This is a genomic window from Aestuariimicrobium sp. Y1814, from assembly GCF_050113895.1.
Classification (GTDB): domain Bacteria; phylum Actinomycetota; class Actinomycetes; order Propionibacteriales; family Propionibacteriaceae; genus Aestuariimicrobium.
On sequence record NZ_JBNJRW010000010.1, the window covers coordinates 38,966 to 58,245 of the forward strand.

At 70.0% G+C, this 19,280-nt stretch carries 17 protein-coding genes, 1 tRNA gene, 1 other RNA gene, 2 pseudogenes and 1 riboswitch; of the genes and pseudogenes, 10 read left to right on the forward strand and 11 right to left on the reverse strand.

The genetic code is table 11. The features are described from left to right. A complete protein-coding gene (locus tag ACQE3C_RS11760) occupies positions 1-222 on the forward strand; it encodes a hypothetical protein (RefSeq protein WP_434539373.1) in 222 nt (73 codons plus the stop codon). 16 nt (positions 223-238) lie between these two features. On the opposite strand, the gene ACQE3C_RS11765 is transcribed toward ACQE3C_RS11760, so the two are convergent. The 6 genes from ACQE3C_RS11765 to ACQE3C_RS11790 form a co-directional block, all read right to left on the reverse strand. After that, entirely contained in the window at positions 239-475 is a 237-nt protein-coding gene (locus tag ACQE3C_RS11765; RefSeq protein WP_434539374.1) for a FitA-like ribbon-helix-helix domain-containing protein, read from the reverse strand. A 123-nt stretch (positions 476-598) separates the two neighbouring features. Then, positions 599-686, reverse strand: a tRNA-Ser gene (locus ACQE3C_RS11770). A 63-nt stretch (positions 687-749) separates the two neighbouring features. Then, positions 750-1,421 carry a TorD/DmsD family molecular chaperone gene (locus ACQE3C_RS11775; protein ID WP_434539375.1) on the reverse strand — a complete coding sequence of 224 codons (672 nt, stop codon included), beginning with the start codon at positions 1,419-1,421 and terminating at the stop codon, positions 750-752. 33 nt (positions 1,422-1,454) lie between these two features. After that, positions 1,455-2,369, reverse strand: coding sequence for a dimethyl sulfoxide reductase anchor subunit family protein (locus tag ACQE3C_RS11780; protein ID WP_434539376.1), 915 nt, complete (start codon positions 2,367-2,369; stop codon positions 1,455-1,457). 1 nt (position 2,370) lies between these two features. Then, positions 2,371-3,000: a DMSO/selenate family reductase complex B subunit gene (locus tag ACQE3C_RS11785; RefSeq protein WP_434539377.1), complete on the reverse strand. Its 630-nt coding sequence runs from the start codon at positions 2,998-3,000 to the stop codon at positions 2,371-2,373. A 2-nt stretch (positions 3,001-3,002) separates the two neighbouring features. Then, the gene (locus tag ACQE3C_RS11790) at positions 3,003-5,480 is read right to left on the reverse strand and encodes a DMSO/selenate family reductase complex A subunit (RefSeq protein WP_434539378.1); all 2,478 of its coding nucleotides are present in this window, start codon (positions 5,478-5,480) and stop codon (positions 3,003-3,005) included. 209 nt (positions 5,481-5,689) lie between these two features. Between ACQE3C_RS11790 and ACQE3C_RS11795 the strand changes: the two genes are divergently transcribed. From ACQE3C_RS11795 to recR, 7 genes and pseudogenes are all read left to right on the forward strand, one after another. After that, positions 5,690-7,189: a CHAD domain-containing protein gene (locus ACQE3C_RS11795; protein WP_434539379.1), complete on the forward strand. Its 1,500-nt coding sequence runs from the start codon at positions 5,690-5,692 to the stop codon at positions 7,187-7,189. A gap of 87 nt (positions 7,190-7,276) precedes the next feature. Next, a complete protein-coding gene (locus ACQE3C_RS11800; protein WP_434539380.1) occupies positions 7,277-8,158 on the forward strand; it encodes a 4Fe-4S dicluster domain-containing protein in 882 nt (293 codons plus the stop codon). A 43-nt stretch (positions 8,159-8,201) separates the two neighbouring features. Then, entirely contained in the window at positions 8,202-8,438 is a 237-nt protein-coding gene (locus ACQE3C_RS11805) for a DUF6457 domain-containing protein (RefSeq protein ID WP_434539381.1), read from the forward strand. 53 nt (positions 8,439-8,491) lie between these two features. Further along, positions 8,492-8,588, forward strand: an RNA gene (gene ffs, locus ACQE3C_RS11810) — signal recognition particle sRNA small type. A gap of 24 nt (positions 8,589-8,612) precedes the next feature. Continuing rightward, a pseudogene (locus tag ACQE3C_RS11815) lies at positions 8,613-10,529 on the forward strand (DNA polymerase III subunit gamma and tau); the annotation flags it as partial. Between the two features lie 484 nt (positions 10,530-11,013). Next, a complete protein-coding gene (locus ACQE3C_RS11820; protein ID WP_434539382.1) occupies positions 11,014-11,322 on the forward strand; it encodes a YbaB/EbfC family nucleoid-associated protein in 309 nt (102 codons plus the stop codon). A 16-nt stretch (positions 11,323-11,338) separates the two neighbouring features. Beyond that, complete coding sequence (gene recR, locus ACQE3C_RS11825) at positions 11,339-11,938, forward strand: recombination mediator RecR (RefSeq protein ID WP_434539383.1); 600 nt, start codon at positions 11,339-11,341, stop codon at positions 11,936-11,938. Here the strand turns inward: recR and ACQE3C_RS11830 are convergent. The 5 genes from ACQE3C_RS11830 to ACQE3C_RS11850 form a co-directional block, all read right to left on the reverse strand. Beyond that, on the reverse strand, positions 11,923-12,852 hold the full coding sequence (locus tag ACQE3C_RS11830) for a BadF/BadG/BcrA/BcrD ATPase family protein (RefSeq protein ID WP_434539384.1): 930 nt from the start codon (positions 12,850-12,852) through the stop codon (positions 11,923-11,925). The genes recR and ACQE3C_RS11830 overlap by 16 nt on opposite strands. A 104-nt stretch (positions 12,853-12,956) precedes the next feature. Beyond that, positions 12,957-14,705 (reverse strand): threonine/serine ThrE exporter family protein, encoded by a 1,749-nt coding sequence (locus tag ACQE3C_RS11835; protein ID WP_434539385.1) that lies wholly within the window; start codon positions 14,703-14,705, stop codon positions 12,957-12,959. A gap of 154 nt (positions 14,706-14,859) precedes the next feature. Continuing rightward, complete coding sequence (locus tag ACQE3C_RS11840; protein WP_434539386.1) at positions 14,860-15,138, reverse strand: metal-sensitive transcriptional regulator; 279 nt, start codon at positions 15,136-15,138, stop codon at positions 14,860-14,862. 1 nt (position 15,139) lies between these two features. Further along, positions 15,140-15,301: a hypothetical protein gene (locus ACQE3C_RS11845; RefSeq protein WP_434539387.1), complete on the reverse strand. Its 162-nt coding sequence runs from the start codon at positions 15,299-15,301 to the stop codon at positions 15,140-15,142. 50 nt (positions 15,302-15,351) lie between these two features. After that, on the reverse strand, positions 15,352-17,049 hold the full coding sequence (locus tag ACQE3C_RS11850; RefSeq protein ID WP_434539388.1) for an FAD-dependent oxidoreductase: 1,698 nt from the start codon (positions 17,047-17,049) through the stop codon (positions 15,352-15,354). Positions 17,050-17,142: 93 nt separating this feature from the next. On the opposite strand from ACQE3C_RS11850, the pseudogene ACQE3C_RS11855 reads away from it, so the two are divergent. Together ACQE3C_RS11855 and ACQE3C_RS11860 are read left to right on the forward strand one after the other, a co-directional pair. Further along, positions 17,143-17,625 (forward strand): annotated as a pseudogene (locus ACQE3C_RS11855) (NAD-dependent epimerase/dehydratase family protein); the annotation flags it as partial. A 185-nt stretch (positions 17,626-17,810) separates the two neighbouring features. Beyond that, positions 17,811-18,003, forward strand: a riboswitch (cobalamin riboswitch). Then, the gene (locus tag ACQE3C_RS11860; protein ID WP_434539389.1) at positions 18,002-19,249 is read left to right on the forward strand and encodes an FG-GAP-like repeat-containing protein; all 1,248 of its coding nucleotides are present in this window, start codon (positions 18,002-18,004) and stop codon (positions 19,247-19,249) included. Its footprint overlaps the riboswitch before it by 2 nt. Positions 19,250-19,280 lie beyond the last annotated feature (31 nt).

Genomic DNA, 19,280 nt, shown 5'->3' on the forward strand with positions numbered 1-19,280 from the left:
GTGCCCGACGGGTCGAAGCCGGCGCTCTCGTTCGCCTCGGCCTGGCTGCCGGCCGAGGAGTTCGAGCAGGTGCTGGGGGCGGTCGGGTCTGCCATCGAGGAACAGTTGAAACTGGCCCAGGCCGCCGCCGAGCAGCGCGGGGCCGACAAGTCCGAGTGGCGCATGTACGACATCGTCCTGGTGGCCTCGCCCGCCCCCCGCGAGGACGAAGCAATCAGCTGAGCGGGTCGGTGGGGGGTCAGGGGCGACCCTGGCGGATTGCGGACACGATGTCCTGGCTCGACGGCCCTGAGGTGGGGTCCAGGGATCGCAGCCGTTCCACCATCTGCTGGTCGGTGGGGCGCGTGGCCCACCTCGTCAACTGTGCCGCCACATAGGACGACAGGGATGTGCCCTCGAGGGCCGCTCGCTCCTTGAGCGCCTGCACCACGTCTTCGGGCACCTCACGGATGTACAGGGTTGCCACGCGGTCCATGTTTGCACTCGGCAGAGGCTCACGCACTTCCATTTTCGAGCACCTCGCGTGGGGTGCGCGGTGACCGCGCTACGAGGCTCGCGGCGGACGACAAAGGCCCCCGGTCGCAACCGGGGGCCGTCGTGGCGGAGGATACGGGATTTGAACCCGTGAGGGCGTGAACCCAACCCGCTTTCCAAGCGAGCGCCATAGGCCTCTAGGCGAATCCTCCACCGAGCACCTTATCGGAGCGGCGAGCCGTTCGCGAAACCGGCCCCACCGGCCCCGAGTGGCATCAGCGTCCCAGGATCGTCCCGATCGCTGCGATGGACCCGCCCAGCAGGTGGCCGAGGGCCCGGTACAGGTCGGTCCGGGCGGCGTCGACGACCAGGGACGAAAGGGTCTCGCCCCACACGCTGAGGTGCTCTTCCCAGAAGCGGGTGATGCCCGAGACCAGGGTGGCCTGGCCGACCACGTCACCGGACTCGGCGGCGTGCAGCGCGGCCACGGCCAGCTCACCGATGAAGGCCAGTTCCAGGCCCATGTGGTCGTCCGGCTCCTTGTTCAGCGCCGGTGCCTGCAGGCCGAACTCGCCGTAGGCGTGCCGCACCAGCATCGTCGGCTCCTGGAACATCAGCCCCTCCTCGTCGACGTGCACCGACTCCCAGGGTGGCGCCGCGATCGGCCCGGGGCCGACGAACAGGCGCCGGTAGTCGGCCGCCAACTCCTCGGTGGTGGCCGGCTGTTCGACGGCCCGCGCCAGCACGTTCAGCCCGACCCGGGTGGCCTCGTTGCGCCCGGCCATCGGCCAGGCGGCGATCGTGGTGGCATCAAGGTTCGCCACCACCTCGGGTGCCGACTCGACGCGCAGCAGCAGGTTCGCCAGGAAGGCGCACACGGCCGCGATCGCGTCCAGCTCGTCAGTGCTGGGCACCCGGTGGGGGGTGCCCAGGTCAACGCTCGTCACACTGTGTCCCTTTCGCGCGGTGGGGGCACCCGGCTACATGCCGGTGCGCACCATCGCAGCGTAGAACAGCTGGCGTCCGATGAACTCACCGACCAGGCCGAGGACGAAGGCCGCGATCGCCAGGTACATCACGATGCGGATGTCCTTGCCGCGGGCGAGCAGGTACAAAAGCACCGCCATCGCCACCACCGCCAGGAAGACCAGCACGTTCTGCGCCCCCGACCAGAAGCCGTACTGCTCGGTCAGGATCTGCAGCGAGGCCTGCGCGGCCGGGTCCTCATGGGTGCCGAGGAAGCCGATGTAGGCCGGCAGCCCGATGAACTTCAGGCCCATCAGGACGATGCTGCCCAGGGCAATGCCCTCCAGCGAGCGGCGCACCAACCCGTTCTCGCGGTCGGTGACCTCCAGGTTCCGACGACCACGGACGTACAGGTTGATCACCAGCGCTGCACCCACGGCCAACCCGCCGGTGAGCAGCGCGGTGATGAAGAACCGCAGCGGGGTGTGGAAGGTCGACCAGGCCGGCACCGTCGACAGCGAGTAGACCCGGCTGATCGAGTACACCAGCGCCACGCCGACCAGCGCGGTGACGACCGCGACGACCTGGCGCAACCGGTGGCCGCCCCACTTGAACCACTGCAGCAGGGCGAACAGCGCACCGCAGCCGAGGAAGGCGATGCCGGTGAAGATCTCGACGCTCAACGCCGAGTCTGGGAAGTGGCGAATGGCGTTGACTGCCCGCAGCGGGGTGCCGAGGTGGAACATCGAGGCCGCCAGGCCGATCACCAGCAGCGGCCCGGTCGCGTACAGCGCAGGGTCGGTGACCCGGTCCATGACCTTCTGCGGCACCCGGGCCCCGAAGATGTGGATCAGGCCCAGGGTGATGAAGGAGCCCGCCGACAACCCGGCGGCGATGGTGAAGAGCACCAGGGGCATTTCGTGGGTCATGTCAGATCTCCTCCGGGTTTCCGATGGCGCCGGCGCGGGAACCCGAGGGCTTGGCCTTGGGGTGCGGGAGCACGACCAGGTTGGGGTTCGTGATGGTGGGCTTGGGCAGCGGGGCGACATCGGCGGTGGCGCCGGCAGCCTGGCGCAGGTCGACGATCTCACCGAAGGCCAGCGCACGGGTGGGGCACGAGGCGACACAGGCCGGCTCGCCGCCCTCGGCGATGCGGTCCATGCAGAAGTCGCACTTGCTCATCACGCCCTTGTCGGCGTCGTACTGGGGGGCCGAGTAGGGGCAGGCCATCGCGCAGTACTTGCAACCGATGCACACGTCCTGGTCGACGTAGACGATGCCGTTGTCACCGCGGCGCATGGCGGTGGTGGGGCAGACGTCCATGCAGATGGCGTCCTCGCAGTGGTTGCACGAGATCGACGTGTAGTAGCTGTAGACGTCCTGGGTGACACTGCCGTCGGAGGAGTTGGTCGTCCACCCGCCGCCGGTGTACTCGGCGACGCGGCGCCAGGTGACGCCGACGGGCAGGTCATTCTTGTCCTTGCAGGCGACCTGGCAGGCCTTGCAGCCGGTGCACTTGGCCTGGTCGAACGAGAACCCGAGCTGGTTGAAGTTCGCCATGATCACGCCTTCCTGACGTCGACGAGTGCGGAGTGCTGGCCATTGCCCTTGGCGTAGGCCGTCAGTTCGCCCGAGGCGAGCACGTTCACCGAACCGCCGACGTCGAGGCCGCCGGGTGACTCAGGGGTGTACCAGGCTCCCTGCGGCACCGAGAGGACCCCCGGGATGATCCGGTGGGTGACGTAGGCCGGCAGCTTCAGCTGGCCGCGGTCGTTCCACACGATGACCTCGTCACCGAGGCTGATGCCCCGTTCGGCGGCATCGGCGGTGTTGATCCAGACGGTCTGGGGGTGCGCCTCCTTCAGCCACGGGCTGTTGCCGTAGGAACTGTGGGTGCGCTGCTTGTAGTGGTGGCCGATGCACTGCAGCGGGTACTTCTCCTGCAGCGGGTCACCCGGCATCTCGCGGGTCTGCCGGTAGATCGGCAGGGGGTCGATCGGGTGGCCCTCGGCCTGCGGCCAGTCCTGGCTCATCAAGTACAGGTTGGACGACCAGATCTCGATCTTGCCGGACGGGGTGCCCAGCGGGTTGGCCACCGGGTCGTCCCGGAAGTCCTTCAGCGCGATTACCGAGTCGAGTTGCTTGCGCCACACGCCCATCTCACGCAGCTCGTCGAAGCTGGGCAGGTCGGGGATGTTCTTGCGCGACTCCTCGACGATCTCGCGCACCCAGTCTTCCTGGGTCTTGCCCTCGGTGAACTTGTCCTTGACGCCCAGCTTGTCGGCGATGCCGGCCAACTGGTCATAGACCGGAACGGTGTCGTAGAGCGGCTCGATCGCCTTGTCGCAGAAGATGGTGTAACCCATGTTGCCGGCGCTGCCCTGGGCCGCCAGGTCCATCTGTTCGGCGGTGGTCACGTCGGGCAGCAGGATGTCGGAGTAGCGAGCCGAAACCGTCAACTGGTTGTCGATCGTGACGATCATCTCGACGGCCGAGTCATCGCTGAGAATCTCGATGTTGCGGTTGATGTCACCGTGCTGGTTGATCATCGCGTTCGAGCCGTAGTTCCAGATGAACTTGATGTTCGAGTTCAGGACGATGTCGTGTTTGACGTTGGCGTTGCCGTTGAGGTTGTGCAGGTCACGCACACCGTCCTTGTAGGTCATGCCCTTGCCCTTGGTGATGGCATCGGGCCACTGGTAGAACGAGATCACCGGGCGAATCGGGTTCTCCAGCACCGGGAAGCCGGACATGCCCAGGTTCGCCGATCCTTCGCGGGAACCCGTGCCGCCCCCGGGGATGCCCACCTGGCCGATCACGTTCGACAGCAGCATCGGGGCCCGTGACGCGGACTCACCGTTCGAGTGGCGTTGCACGCCCCAGCCGGAGTTGATGGCGCAGGGCTTGCTGGTGGCGATATCACGAGCCAGCCGGATGATGCTCTGGGCGGGGATGCCGGTGATCTGCGCGGCCCACTGCGGGGTCTTCTCGATGCCGTCGGGGCCCTTGCCCTCCAGGTAGGCGCGGTAGGACGAGTTGGCCGGTGCCCCGTCCGGCAGGTGTTCCTCGTCGAAGCCGCTGCAGTAGGTGTCCAGAAACTCCTGGTCCTGCAGGTTCTCGCTGATCATCACGTGCACCATGCCGGCCACCAGGGCTGCGTCGGTGCCGGGCTTGATCGGCACCCACTCATCGGCCAGGTTCATCACGGTGTCGCTCATCCGCGGGTCGATCACGATCACCTTGTGGCCCGACTCCTGCTTGGCCTTCTGGGTGACGAAGATCTCGCCACCACCCGACATCCGGGTCTCGTGGGGGTTGTTGCCGAACATCACCACGAGCTTGGAGTTGCGGGTGTCGTCGTTGGAGTTGGAGGTGACGTAGCCGCCGTAGTGGAAGTCGAGCGCGGCCTCAATGTTGCCGGCCGAGTAGTCGTTGTAGTGGTCGAGGTAGCCGCCGATGCAGTTCATCAGGCGGCTCACCGCAGTGGCCCGCGGCGGCCAGGAGGTGGCCACGGTCGCGCCCAGCACCCCGGTGCCGTAGTTGAGGTAGATCGACTCGTTGCCGTGCTCTGCGATGAGGGCGGTCAGCTTGTCGGCGATCAGCGTGTAGGCCTCGTCCCAGCTGATCTCCTCCCATTGGCCGCTGCCGCGGGGCCCGACCCGCTTCTGCGGAGTCTTCAGTCGTTCTGCGCTGTAAATGCGTTGACGAATGGAGCGACCACGTACGCAGGCGCGGATTTGCTGGCTGCCCAATTCGTTGTCGCCGCCCTCTTCGGGGTCGACGCGAATGATCTGGCCGTCCTTGACCGCGAGGATCAGGGGGCAGCGGCTGCCGCAGTTCACGGTGCACGAGCTGGTGACCCGCCGGTCCTCGGGGTAGGCGGTGCCGGCCTGGTCGTCGGAGTCCTTGGTGAGCAGGCCGCAGCCGCCCAGCCCCAGCACCCCGGCGGTGCCGCCCGCGATGCCGCTCCACTGCAGGAAGCGTCGGCGGTTGGGGCCGGTGGCCTGACCGGTGGCGACTCTGTCCTGGGTGACAGTCATGGACCCTCCTCGGGGGCGGGAAAACAATCGTTGGTGGCGCTCATTGTATGAAGGCAGGTCGATGCGTACAGGCTTGGGGGTGGGAAATGTCATCCGGAAGTTGTTGACCGTTTGACTTCCATTTTGAGCGATTGTCGTTGCCTAATTCCGGGGGCCTCGGTGGGCGCCATTTCTGCTGGTGGGGGACACTGGTGGCACGAGGAGGAGCCATGCCCATCGAGACCGAGCGCAAGTACACCCTCGACCAGTCCGAGGACCTGGTCGGTGAAGACCTGCACCTCGAACTCACCGAGCCCTGGTGCTGGGGTGAACAGCGCAGTTTCCGGCTGGTCGCCGACTACGTCGACACCCCCGACATGACGCTGATGCAGGCCGGCTACACCCTGCGACGCCGCACCGGCGGCGCCGACGAGGGCTGGCACCTGAAGTGCCCCAGGGCCGGCGACAGCCGCGTCGAGGTGCACGCCGGGCTCGCAGCCGGTCGCAGCGCGGCCCGGGTGCCCCACGAACTGCGCGCCCGGCTCGACGAGGTCGTCGGACTCGACGTGCTGGTGCCGGTCGCCGAGCTGGTCACCCACCGCGAGGAACGCGCGATCCTGCGTGAGGGCTCCGGCGTGGTGGTGGTGCTGCTGGCCGACGACCGGGTTGTGGCGCGCGGTGGGGCCGGCGGGGCGCTGGTCGGCTGGCGCGAGGTCGAAGTCGAACTCGTCGACGGCACCCCGGACGACCTCGACGCGATCGAACAGGTCCTGCTGGCCCAGAGGCTCAGCCGCTCGTCCGCCGGACCGAAACTGGCCCACGCCCTCGGGATGCTGGGCGGCGACACCGCTTGGGCGGCGGCGCGGGGTGGGCCGACCGGTGCCGAGGTCGTGCTCGCGCACCTGCGCCGACAGGTCGGTGCCATGCAGGGCTGGGAACCCAAAACCCGTAGTGACGAGCCGGATGCGGTGCACAAGCACCGGGTCGCCTGCCGGCGCCTGCGCAGCACGCTGCGCAGTTTCCGGGGACTGTTCGACCGCTCGGTCACCGACCCGATCAGGGACGAGGTGCGCTGGCTCGGCGAGCAGTTGGGGGCACCCCGCGACGCCGAGGTGGTCTCCGCGCGGATCCTGGCCGACCTGGCCGAACTCGAGGCGGACGAGGTCGTCGGCGACGTCCGCGACCGGCTGCCGGCCGCCCTCGAGCACACCCACGCCGAGGCCCACGCCGCGCTGGTGGTGGCCCTGGACTCTGAGCGCCACGACGCCCTCATGGAGGCGCTGGTCGGGCTGCTGCTCGACCCGCCGCTGCGCCCCGAACGGGCACACCAGTCGGCGAAGAAGGTCCGCAAACGGGTCTCGAAGACGGTGACTCGCCGCGTCGAACGGGCCCGGGAAGCAGCCCTGGCCGGCAGTGGCGACCAGCCCCGCTGGGAGTTGCTGCACGAGGTGCGCAAGAAGGCCAAGGCGGCCCGCTATGCCCACGAGGTCTTCGACGACCAGGCCGAGGTCACCAGCCGCTGGGAGGCAGTCACCGAGACCCTCGGTGAGGTGCAGGACTGCACAGTCACCGCCGCCCGGCTGCGTGAACTGGCCGACCAGGCCACCGACGCCGGGCAACCCACGGGCACCTACGAGGTGCTCGAGCACCGGCAACTGGCCCGCGGTCGCGAGGCCCTGGCCGAGGCCGAGGATGCATTGCGCGCGGTGTCCGACAGTGGTCGCACCTAGAATGGGGCAGGCAGGCGACCAACAATTTCGAAGCGGCGTTTGTTGCCAAATAGGTCGTGGAAAATCTGGCAGGGGAATTGGGGGGAAATGACCGACCCGGGGCTTGAAGTGCGGTTCACGCGCGTGCTGGCCGCATTGGCGGCCAGGCCCGACTGCCACGTGCTCGTGGACTGTGGCGACCACCCGGTGACGGCGGCTGACGACCCCGTCGAGGTCGGTGACGCCGAGGTCGTCCGGGTGGTCTGGCCGCAGTGCCCGACCGGCGCCCCGGACTGGATGCTCGTCGACCTGGCCGTGGCGGCCGGCGGCAGCGTCGTGGTGGAGGCGGCTGGCTGTGAGGCCGACTCGTCCGGCGTGGCCGACCTGGCCCGGCTGACCGGTGGACGGGTGCAGCCGGGCAGCATCGACGCGGCACCGGTGGCGGTGCTGTCGGTGGCGCACCCGCCGATGAGCCGGCGCGGCATCCTGGGCAGGGCACCGGCGGCGGTGGTCGAGCATGCCGACCCCGACCCGCGGGCCCGGCTGGTGGAGTCGTTGCGCGCCATGGGTGGTGATGTCGGGGGGCGCTCGCCCGCGCTGGAGCTGGATGCCTCGGCCTGCATCGCCTGCGGGGTGTGTGTGAAGGCCTGCCCCCATGACGCCCTCGACCTCGGCACCGCCGATGGTCGCACGACGCTGGTGCAGTACCCCGACCGGTGTCGCGGGGAGCAGGCCTGTGTCACGTCCTGCCCCAGCCGGGTCATCGAGGTGCGCGGCCAGCACGACTGGGCCACGGTGCTGGCCGGTCGTCCGCTGCCGCTGGCCCGGTTGGCGACGACCAGCTGCCAGAAGTGCCGCGGCACCATCCCGCAGGGCCGGACCATGTGCCAGGCCTGCTCCGACCGGGCCCGCGACCCGTTCGGGACCCACCTGCCCGACCACCTGCTTGACTCGCTGCCGGCGAAGTACCGCGACCGGCTGCGAGGCTGAACCCCTGACCCGCTGAACCTGACCTGATGACAAGGAGACGAACATGGCCGAGGACCGCAGTGAATGGCGCCCCTTCATCGAGCGTGCGAGCGCGGCGGTGGGGGTGGACCCGAACCTGGTCGACGAAGAGGTGATCCTGGGGCTGACGGTCTCGATCGCCCACCTCGGGGTGCGCCCCATGGCCCCGGTGGGGGCCTTCATCCTCGGTCTGGCCGTGGCCGGCGGCGGCGACGCCAGCGCACTGCGCGCCGAGATCGAGAAGGTCATCGAGGCCGAATGAGGCGGGGTTCGCGCGGGTTTCGTGCCCGTGCGGACGATCCACTACACTGGCTCGAAGGTCCCTCGTGCGGCGTTATCTCGCCCAACTCCCCCAGGGTCGGAAGACAGCAAGGGTAAGTGAGCTCTGTCGGGTGCACGGGGGGCCCCTTCATGTCCCCAGCAGGCCAACGCCGACCTGCAACTCTTGACGGAGGGCACCCGTAGAGTGGTTCACGTGGACGACGACACCTACCCCGACGGCGACGCGCTGTGGGACGAACCTGACACCGGGCTGTTCGACCTGCCCGAACAGGAGGGTCCCAGCCTGTTCGAGGAGGAGCCCGAACCGGTCGCCGGGCCTGAGCGTGAGGTTGAGCCCGAGCCGGAACCCGTGAGCGAGCCGGTTGACCTGCCGGCACCGGCGGCCGAGGAACGCCCGCCGCGGCCGGTCGAGGAACTGGCCGCCCCGCTGGCCCTGTACCGGCGCTACCGCCCCGACACCTTCGACGAGGTGATCGGCCAGGAGCACGTCACCGAACCGCTCAAGCGCGCCCTGGTCAACAACAAAGTCAACCACGCCTACCTGTTCAGCGGCCCCCGCGGCTGCGGCAAGACCACCAGCGCGCGCATCCTGGCGCGGTCGCTGAACTGTGAGCAGGGGCCCACCCCGACGCCCTGCGGGCACTGCCGGTCGTGCACCGACCTGGCCCGCGGCGGGCCCGGGTCGATCGATGTCATCGAGATGGACGCAGCGTCCAACGGTGGTGTCGACGATGCCCGCGACCTGCGCGAACGCGCGTTCTTCGCGCCGGTACAGAGCCGCTACAAGATCTACATCATCGACGAGGCCCACATGGTGACCCCGGCGGGCTTCAATGCGCTGCTGAAGCTGGTCGAGGAACCCCCGCCCCATGTGAAGTTCATCTTCGCGACCACCGAACCCGAGAAGGTCATCGGGACGATCCGCTCGCGCACCCACCACTACCCATTCCGACTGGTGCCGCCGAAGGTGCTGGTCGCCCACCTGCAGAACCTGTGCCGGGCCGAGGGCGTCACCGTCGACCCCGAGGTGCTGCCGCTGGTGGTGCGGGCCGGGGCGGGGTCGGTGCGTGACTCATTGTCGGTGCTCGACCAGCTGCTGGGTGCCGCCGGTGAACAGGGCGTCGACTACGCCTCAGCGGCCGCCCTGCTCGGCTACACCCCCGACACCCTGCTCGACGAGGTCGTCGACGCCTTCGCCGCCGGTGACGGCAAAGAGGTCTTCGCGACCATCGACCGGGTCATCGAGGTCGGGCAGGACCCGCGTCGCTTCGCCGAAGACCTGCTGCGCCGCCTGCGTGACCTGGTCATCGTCGCCGCCGTTCCCGATGCCGTCGAGACCGGGCTGATCGATGCCGCCGGCGACCAGGCCGAACGGCTGGCGCTGCAGGCCGCGGCCATGGGTGCCGGGGAACTGACCCGCGCGGCCGAGGTGATCGCCGCAGGGCTGACCGAGATGCGCGGCACCACCGCCCCCAGGCTGCACCTGGAACTGATGTGTGCCCGGGTGCTGCTGCCCGGTGCCGATGTCGACGAACGCGGCGTCCACGCCCGGCTCGACCGGCTCGAACGGCGACTCGCCGAGGGGGGAGTGCCGGTCAGCCACGACACCGCCCCCGCCCAGCCCCCGGCCCGCGAGCAGTGGACCGACACCGCGCCTGTTCGGGAACGTCCGGCCCCGGAACCCCCGGTCCAGGAGCGTCCTGTTCAAGACCCCCCGGTTCAGGAGCCCCCGGCCCAGCGGCAGCGCCCGGCGCAGGATTCCCCGGTCAAGGGCGGTCCGCGGCAACGGCCGCACCGCCCGAGCCCGGACCAGACCCCCGACAATGTCGTGCCGCTGCGCCCGGGCGAGCCGGCGGCCCAGGCCGCGCCGTCCGCCCCCCGGGGCAGGCCCGGTGACATCGACACCTCGCGGATGCGCCAGGAATGGCCCCGGGTGCTCGAGGAGGTCAAGCAGCGCCGCCGGTTCAGCTTCATGCTGCTCAGCGGCAATGCGCAGGTCGGTGAGGTCGTCGACGGCGTGCTCACCCTGTTGTTCGCCAACCCCGGTGCGCGTGACAACTTCACCTCCGGCGGCACCGACAACGTGCTGCGTGACTCGATCGTCGAGGTGCTGGGTGCCGACCTGAAGATCCGGCCCGCACTGGCCGACGACCCGCGCCAGGGCCGCCCGGCCGGTCGTCCGGACTCGGCTGCTGACCAGTCGCCGCGCCACGACCCCGAACCCCCGCCACCCCCGGACGACGAGCCCGAGCCCCGCTCCCACCAGTTCGGCGACCTGGCCAGGGCCTCGGTGCGCCAGGCCACACAGGCGGGTTCACCCGATTCGGGGCCCGAGCCGGTCGAGGCCGGTGAGTCGGACGACGACATCGTCCTGGACGACTCCGGTGTCTCGGCGGCCGAGTTGGTGATCTCCGAACTGGGTGGCGAGGTCATCGACGAACGCGAGCGCGAACGCTGAGCGCCTACGATTGACCCTGAACCGGCCCGTCCCCCTGAACTGACACACCCCTGAACTGACACCCCTGACCGGCCGGGCCACCACCGAAAGGACCCCGATGTTCCCCGAAGGCATGGACATGAACGCGCTGCTCGAGCAGGCGCAGGCGATGCAGGCGCAGCTTGCCCAGACCCAGCAGGAGCTGGCTGCCGCCGAGTTCACCGGCTCGGCCGGTGGTGACCTGGTCGTGGCCACCGTCAGTGGCACCGGCGAACTCAAGGGGCTGGTGATCAAGCCCGAGGCCGCTGACCCCGAGGACACCGAGACGCTGGCCGACCTGGTCGTGGCCGCCGTCCGTGACGCCAACTCCCAGGCCACCGCCAAGGCAGCCGCCTCCATGCCGCAGATGCCGAACCTCGGCTTCTGACGGCAGGAGGAACCCCGTGTACGAAGGCCCGATCCAGGACCTCATCGATGCCCTCGGCCAACTGCCCGGCATCGGCCCCAAGAGTGCCCAGCGGATCGCCTTCCACCTGCTCGACGCCCCCACCGAAGACGTCGAGCACCTGGCGGCGACCCTGCTGCAGGTCAAGGCCAAGGTGAAGTTCTGCGACATCTGCTTCAACGTCTCCGAGGACGAACGCTGCCGCGTCTGTCGTGACCCTCGCCGCGACCAGACCTCGATCTGCGTGGTTGAGGAGTCCAAGGACGTCGTCGCGATCGAACGCACCCGCGAGTTCCGCGGGCTCTACCACGTGCTCGGCGGCTCCATCTCACCGATCGACGGCCGCGGCCCGGCCGACCTGCACATCCGTGAGCTGTGCATGCGGCTGGGCGACGGCACCGTCCGCGAGGTGATCCTGGCCACCGACCCCAACGTCGAGGGGGAGGCCACCGCTTCGTACCTGAGCCGGTTGCTGCTGCCGATGGGCGTGCAGGTCTCCCGGTTGGCCTCGGGCCTGCCGGTGGGTGGTGACCTCGAGTACGCCGACGAGGTGACCCTGGGCCGGGCCCTGGACGGACGCCGCTACGTCACCGCCTGACCGGCGCTCACCAGCACCGGTGCCGGCGTCAGGTAGCTGACATGCTTCTGGTACGGGTCGGTGAACAGCAGCTCGGCCGGCACGTCGAGCAGATCGTAGTTCGCCTTCAGGATCTCCAGGTCGAACCGCGCCAGGGCCAGTTCGAGGGCGGTCATGTAGGTCCGTGAATGGGTCAGGCCGCCGCGCAGCGCCACCATCTGCTGGCCCACCCGCTGGGCCGTGGCGGCGCAGCTCTGGGCCACCTTGATGGCGCACTCGGTGACCAGTTGGGCGGCAACCGGGTCGTCCTGGGCGGCGGCCTCGCACACCTGCTCGGCGAACCCGGCGATCGTCTCGACCTGGTGCGGGTCGGCCAGCAGCCGCACGGCGGCGGCCAGGTCAATGCCACCCAGCCACTTCTGGGCCAGGTCGCCCAGCGCCGTCGCCGGGCCGACATCGTCGCGGGCCTCGAAGGCCGCGACCAGGCCACGTCGTCCGAGTTCGAAGGCCCCACCGCGGTCACCCAGCAGCGGGCCCCAACCGTCGACCCGGTGCAGCGCGCCGGTGTCGTCGAGGCCCATCACGATCACCCCCGAACCGATGCTGGCGACCACCCCGAAACCACCCAGGGCGGCGGCATGGGCGAGCACCCCGTCCTCGTACAGCGCCAGGGTCGCGTCGGGCCAGATCAACTGCAGTGCCTCACCCAGGCCCTGCTCGTCCGCCGGCAGCGCCGTCGAGCCGACCACGACCAGGTCGGGGGTGGGAGAGGTCTCGAACTGGGCGAACGTGGCCGCCACCTGGGCAGCGATCATCGGGATGCTGGCGGGTTTGCCGGGCAACTGCGGCGGGATGCCGGGGCCGCTGATCGAGTCACCGTCGGAGGTCTTCATCCCAATGGCTGACTTGCCAATGGCCACGACCAGACTGTCCATCTGTGGAACCTCGCAACGTTCGATGGGGGCGGTGACGTCGGAACGGGCGTCACTGGGCAACCCCATCATGCCGTAGTGCCACTTGGTCGGCGTGCTGGAAATCTTCAGACGTTCTGCGCGTCGTCGTGACCCCGGCGCCAGGCCTTGCCCAGCGCCAATCGGGTCGGCCAGTCGGCGGGCATGCTGAGCGGACGACCGGCGACCGTGCCCAGGGACGCACCGGCCGCGAGCATCACCGCGACCATGAGAGCCTGGAACAGCACCAGGTTGGAATCCTGGGTGACGGTGATGCCCTGGCTGATGTTCACCAGCCCCAGCAGCCCCCGGTACAAGGCCATGCCGGGCACCAGCGAAACCACGCCTGCGGTGACCAACGCGATCGACGGTACCTTGACCGCCCGGGTCAGGGCCTGCGCGGCGATCCCGACCACGAAGGCCGCAGCCCCGGCGGTGGCGGCATCGGCCGAGACCCGGGTGCCGGCGCCGGACGACACCAGCCACGCGAGCAGGCCGAAGCCGGCCGAAACCACCCACGCCTTCGGTGGCAGGTGGTTGTTGACGGCGAAGGCCACCGCGATCAGCGACGAGGCGATGACCTGCATCCACCACACCGGGCGGACCCCGGTGGTGGGGGACAGGTAGGCGGGGATGCCGAGCTCGAGGCCCACCCACAGGGTGACCGTCAGGCCCAGCACGATGCCACCGGTCAACGTGGCCACCTGGACGAGCCGGGCCGCCGCGGTGAGGTAGTAGCCGTCGATGGCGTCACGGATGGCCGTGGTCAGCGAAAGCCCGGCGAGCATCGAGATCATGCCGGCCGCGACCACCAGTGAGGGGGAGACGTCGACATTCCAGCCCGGGTGGGCCCTGGCGGCCATCACCCCCAGCGCCGCCGCCCCGCACACCGCGGCACCGGCCGCCTGCCCGAAAAAGGACGGGGCCTTGATCACGGCGATGCCGCGGATGGCCAGGTCGACCACCGCGGTGGTCACCCCGGCGATCAGCATGTCCCAGATGTTGCCGCCGAACAGGGCGGCCACCCAGAACCCGAGGAATCCTTTGGCCAGGGTCTGCACCCAGCGGCGGTAGGTCTTCGGCATCCGGACGATCTGGGCGATGCGCCCGCGGGCCTCGGTCAGGGTCAGCTCGTCGGCGGTGATGTTGTCGACGAGGTGTTCGACTGCGGCCAGCTTGCGGTAGTCGGTGGTCTTGGTCTGCACCGTGCGCAGGATGGTGATCGGGTCACCCTCCAGGGACCGGAAGTGGGTGATGTTCACCGAGGACATCGTCACGTCGGCGTGCACCGAGAGCTTGTAGTGCTGGGTGACCCGCAGCAGCAGGGCCGTGGAATCGGCGGCGGTCGCGCCGGCCCCGAGGGCGGCGGCAGCCACTCGTCCGGCGAGGTCGACCACGGCGCGGCTGTGGCGCAGGTCGACCTCGGTGGTCGACAGCATCGAGGTGCCTGCGGTGTTCTCGGCGGTCTCGGACCAGATCCGCCGGGCCTGGGCCCGCAACCGGCGCAGCCCGGACCGCTCCCGGGCGCCGGTGCGCTGGCGGTGCGAGCGCCGGTGGGCCGAGATGTCCTCGCGGGTGGGCAGCGGCAGCTCGTGAGGGGCGACGGGGTCGTTCGGGGTGGCTTGTGATGCTGGCGCGGCCGGCGGCGCGTCGCCGGGGCTGGTGGCGCTGCTCGCGCTCCCCGGCGAGGCGGGGGTGCGGAAGATGTGGGTCGGCAGCGGGCCGTAGGACACCACCGGGGCCGGGGTGGCTGACTCGTGGCCGGAGTCGTCCTGGCCGAGGTCGGGAAGGGTCTGTTCGAGCGCGTGGTCACGGGTGTTGTCGTCCACGTCAGCCATGCGTTCCTCCCCTCGTTCGAGCCCCGCCCAGCCTAACCCGCGGCCCCTGTCGACCGGAGCCGCTGACCGGGATCACGACCGTGGTGGCACCGGGGGCGGACTGCAGTTCGAGCCCGGGCCGGGCTGCAGACGCGGATTCGGGCCGCAGACGGGGTCAGGCGAGCATCAGGAACAGCTTTTCCAGTTCCTCGGTGGTCAGGCCGTCCTCGGTCTCGGCGGTCGCCTCGGGGTCGGCGACGCAGTCCTTCATCGCGGTGGCCAGGATGGCGAAGCCGGCCTTGTCGAGGGCGCTGGCGACAGCAGCCAACTGGGTCACCACCTGTCGGCAGGGGGCGCCCGAGTCGACGGCGGTGATCACCGCGTCCAGCTGCCCGCGGGCGCGGCGCAGCCGGTTCAGGATGCGCCGCTGGGCGGCGAGGTCATGCTCGTTCATGTCAGCGGCCGAGCAGTTTCGAGAACCAGCTGCCTGATTCCTGCTTGGCATGGCCCGGGCACTGCTGTGCCTTGGGGATGTTCTTCATCACCTGGTCGACGTGCTGGCCGCAGCCGGCCCAGGTGGTCTTCCCGCAGGACGTGCAGGTGACTGCTCGGCACATGATGGTCTCCTTCGATTTCGGGTTTGTGGTGGGTTGAGTGGGTCAGGGGTTCAGCGGACGAGCACCTCGGCGGCGCGCTCGCCGAGCGCGGCCCGCAGGGTGAGGATGCCCCCGGACAGGGAGGCGGAGTCGAAGCCGGCCTGGGCCAGCACCCGGTGCGCGATGGCCGAACGCACGCCCGAGGCACACATCACCCGAACGGCTCGCCCATCAGCAGCGGCCCGCACCTCGTCGAGTCGTCCGCGCAGCTCGGTGTGGGGAATGTTCAGCGCACCGGGCAGGTGGCCGGTGGCGAACTCGGCCCGGCTACGGGTGTCGAGCACCAGCGCGGTGGCCTGCACCCGGTCGAGGTCCTCGGCCTGCCACAGCCCCAGGGTCTGGTTGAGCACGTTCTCGGCCACCATGCCGATGAAGTTCACCGGGTCCTTGGCCGAGCCGTAGGGCGGTGAGTACGACAGGTCGAGGTCGATCAGGTCACGCACATCCAGCCCGGCGCGCAGGGCGGTGGCCAGCACGTCGATGCGCTTGTCGACGCCGTCGGTGCCGACGGCCTGGGCGCCGAACAGTCGTCCGTCGGTGCCGAAGTGCACGACCAGGTGCACCTGGGCGGCACCGGGGAAGTAGCCGGCGTGCTGGTTCGGGTGCAGGTGGGCGGTGCGGAACTCCACCCCGGCCGCCCGCAGCGACGCCCGGTTGGCGCCGGTCAGGGCGGCGGTCAAGGAACCGACCCGCACGATCGCGGTCCCGACCGGGGCGGGGATCGTGCGCGCCGCTTCGGGGCGCAGGATGTCGTCGGCAACCAGGCGCCCGGCCCGGTTCGCGGGCCCGGCCAGTGCCACCGGACGACGGGCCCCGGTGACCGGGCAGGTGCTCACGGTCGCGTCCCCCACCGCCCAGACCGAGTCCAGGTTCGTCCGACCGTGCTCGTCGACCACGATGGCGCCGCGCTCGCAGGCGAGCCCGGACGACTCGAAGACCTCGGTGTCGGGCTTCACCCCGACCGACAGGACGACCAGGTCAGCCGCCAGCCGGGTGCCGTCGGCCAGCACGACGACATCGTGGTCGTCACCGGTCTCGATGGCGGTGGCCGCGATCCCGGCGTGGGTGGTGATGCCGAGCTCATCCAGTTCGGCGGTGACCAGGGTCGCGAGCTCCGGCTCGAGCGGGGGCAGCACGTGGGGGGCGAGCTCGACCAGGTGGGTGCCGACGCCGGCCTGCGCCAGGGCCTCGGCCGCCTCCAGCCCGATGAAGCCGGCCCCGAGCACCACGGCCCGCACGGCGCCACCGGTGACCTCGTCGCGCAGGGCCAGGGCATCGTCGACCGTGCGCAGGGTGCGCACCCGCGGCGAGTCGATGCCGGGGATCGGTGGGCGCACCGCCCGGGCCCCCGGTGAGAGCACCAGCGCGTCGTAGTCAATGGTCTGCTCACCGTCGGCGGTGCCCACGGTGACCGACTTGGTGTCAGGGTCGAGGCCGATCACGTCGTGCCCGGTGCGCACGTCGAGGTTCAGCGCGGCCCGAAGCGAGTCCGGGGTCTGCACCAGCAGGGCCGCCGGGTCGGTGATCTCACCGCCGACGTAGTAGGGCAGGCCGCAGTTGGCGAAGGACACGTGCTCGCCGCGTTCGAGCACGACGATCTCGGCGGTCTCGTCGAGTCGCCGGGCGCGGGCTGCGCAGCTCATGCCGCCGGCGACGCCGCCGACGATGACGATGCGGGTGGGCCGGTTGGTCGCTGGGGTGGGGCTCATGGGGACGAAGATACCCCCGGGGGTATCCGTTCCGCAAACCGGGCACCCCCTTGCCCACCGCGGCGGCACCGTGGAACGCTGCACCTTGTGCGGATGACGATCATCGGTGGCGGCGGGCACGTCGGGGCGTTTCTCGTCCCCGCCCTGCGCGCCCGGGGCCACGAGGTGCTGGTCGCCGACCTGTTGCCCGGCCCCGCCGGTGACCACGAGCCGGCGCACTACCAGCAGGTCAATGCGCTGTCCGCCAGCCAGGTCAACGAGGCCATCCGTGACGCCGACCTGGTCGTCCACATGGCTGTGGTGCTGGCCTTCACCCCCGAGCAACGCGCCGACCCCGAACGGGTCTCGCGGGCCTACGGCGTCAACGTCGGCTCGGTGGTGACCTGCCTGGAACAGTGCCTGCTGCTGGACAAGCCGATGGTGCACATCAGTTCGATGTCGGTGTTCGCCCGCTACGGGCAGGTGCCGGTCGACCCCTCCGGCCCCGGCGACGCGACCGACTTCTACGGCTTCACCAAGCGCCTCAGCGAGGTCGCCTGCCGCGACTTCGCCGCCCAGCACCCGGTGCGGGTCACCTCCCTGCGGCTGGCCTTCCCGACCCCGGACGACCTCGCCCCGCGGTGGTTGCTGCCGCACCGCACCGAGGCAGTCCAGCAGCGGATGGATGACGGCACCCCGATCGCAGCCCTGCCCGCTTCCCAACTCGCCATCGAAGTGGAACGCTGCCGCGATATGCCCGTGGGGCACACGGTGCGCCCCGTGACCGCCGCTCCACAGACGCTGCTGCTAGAGTGCAGGGGTCGAGCGGAGAACCGGGTGCAATCCCCGGGCTGACCCGCAACCGTGAGAGCCGGACCGAACCTCGACACCACCACTGGTGACTCGCGCGGTCGAGGGTGGGGGCCATGGGGCTTCCTGCGGCGAGCGTGGGTCCGTCGAAAGGAAAGATCCCATGCGGATTCGTCGTCTCGCGCTGGCGCTCGGGGTTGTCGCCAGCCTGCTCGTGACCCAGGGCACCGTTGCCCGGGCCGAGACCCCCATCACCCCCGCCAACGCCCAGGCCGCCGAGGCGTGCCTGGCCGCCGACAACGTCTGGGTGGTCGTCCAGGACCAGACCGGCAAGCAGGCCGGCGGCTGCGCCACCGAGTTCACCAACGGACGAGCGGCCCTGATCAGCGCCGGCTTCACCGTCACCGGCACCGACTTCATCGAGTCCATCAACGGCCACCCGGTGGCTGCCAACCACTTCTGGTCCTACTGGAACGGCGAGGTCGACGGTACCGACATCGACTGGACCTTCTCCGAAGTCGGCGCCACCCTGTCCACCCCGCAGCCCGGCACCGTCGAGGGCTGGCACTACGTCGACTGGACCGCCGGCCCCGCCACGGCCCCGGACTGGCCGATGAACCCGCTCGAGCCGCCGCGCATCTCGACCCCGGTCACCCGGGTGCTGGGTGACCACACCGGCGACCGGGTCGCCGACATCTACGCCATCGACGGGCAGGGACGCCTGCAGTTCTTCGCCGGTTCGACCACCGGTGGGCTGACCCACCTCGGCCAGGTCGGCGCCGGCTGGGGCGCGATGACCTACATCACCCAGGTTGCCGATGTCGACGGCGACGGGCGCAGCGACCTGCTGGCCCGCCGCGGCGACGACAACTCCTTGTGGCTGTTCCGTTCCACCGGCAACGGGTACCTGTCCGGCTGGAAGAAGGTCGGCCAGAACTGGGGTGGCATGGACATGATCGTCCCCGTCGGCAGCCTCGACGGGTCGTCCACCCAGTACGTGGTGGCCCGCCGCGCCTCGGACGGCGCCCTGTTCCGCTACGTGATGACCCCCAACGGGCTGACCGGCATCGCCCACATCGGCAAGAACTGGAACGGGATGACCCAGCTGCTCAGCGTGGGCGACTTCACCGGTGATGGTCGTTCCGACCTGCTGGCGATCCGCGGCGACGGCACCTTGTGGATGTACGCCGGTGCCCCCGGTGCCAACATCGCCTCGGGCCGCCAGGTCGGCCGCGGCTGGGACGGTTTCGCCCTCGCGTTCAGCCCCGGTGACCTGTCCGGTGACGGCCGCCCTGACCTGGTCGGCAAGCGCAATGACGGCACCCTGTTCACCTACGTGAACCGGATCGGCAGCTGGAGCCTGCCGCGCCAGATCGCCACCGGCACCCAGGCCTACACCCTGATGGCCTGACCCTTCCCACCCCCTCCGGGTCCATCCCGAC

What these genes read in the sequence shown, in the direction of transcription:
- ACQE3C_RS11765 (WP_434539374.1), bottom strand. Translation starts at nt 475, where the DNA reads ATGGACCGCGTGGCAACCCTGTACATCCGTGAGGTGCCCGAAGACGTG.
- ACQE3C_RS11780 (WP_434539376.1), bottom strand. Translation starts at nt 2,369, where the DNA reads ATGACCCACGAAATGCCCCTGGTGCTCTTCACCATCGCCGCCGGGTTG.
- ACQE3C_RS11785 (WP_434539377.1), bottom strand. Translation starts at nt 3,000, where the DNA reads ATGGCGAACTTCAACCAGCTCGGGTTCTCGTTCGACCAGGCCAAGTGC.
- ACQE3C_RS11790 (WP_434539378.1), bottom strand. Translation starts at nt 5,480, where the DNA reads ATGACTGTCACCCAGGACAGAGTCGCCACCGGTCAGGCCACCGGCCCC.
- ACQE3C_RS11795 (WP_434539379.1), top strand. Translation starts at nt 5,690, where the DNA reads ATGCCCATCGAGACCGAGCGCAAGTACACCCTCGACCAGTCCGAGGAC.
- ACQE3C_RS11800 (WP_434539380.1), top strand. Translation starts at nt 7,277, where the DNA reads ATGACCGACCCGGGGCTTGAAGTGCGGTTCACGCGCGTGCTGGCCGCA.
- ACQE3C_RS11805 (WP_434539381.1), top strand. Translation starts at nt 8,202, where the DNA reads ATGGCCGAGGACCGCAGTGAATGGCGCCCCTTCATCGAGCGTGCGAGC.
- ACQE3C_RS11820 (WP_434539382.1), top strand. Translation starts at nt 11,014, where the DNA reads ATGTTCCCCGAAGGCATGGACATGAACGCGCTGCTCGAGCAGGCGCAG.
- ACQE3C_RS11830 (WP_434539384.1), bottom strand. Translation starts at nt 12,852, where the DNA reads ATGGACAGTCTGGTCGTGGCCATTGGCAAGTCAGCCATTGGGATGAAG.
- ACQE3C_RS11835 (WP_434539385.1), bottom strand. Translation starts at nt 14,705, where the DNA reads ATGGCTGACGTGGACGACAACACCCGTGACCACGCGCTCGAACAGACC.
- ACQE3C_RS11840 (WP_434539386.1), bottom strand. Translation starts at nt 15,138, where the DNA reads ATGAACGAGCATGACCTCGCCGCCCAGCGGCGCATCCTGAACCGGCTG.
- ACQE3C_RS11845 (WP_434539387.1), bottom strand. Translation starts at nt 15,301, where the DNA reads ATGTGCCGAGCAGTCACCTGCACGTCCTGCGGGAAGACCACCTGGGCC.
- ACQE3C_RS11850 (WP_434539388.1), bottom strand. Translation starts at nt 17,049, where the DNA reads ATGAGCCCCACCCCAGCGACCAACCGGCCCACCCGCATCGTCATCGTC.
- ACQE3C_RS11860 (WP_434539389.1), top strand. Translation starts at nt 18,002, where the DNA reads ATGCGGATTCGTCGTCTCGCGCTGGCGCTCGGGGTTGTCGCCAGCCTG.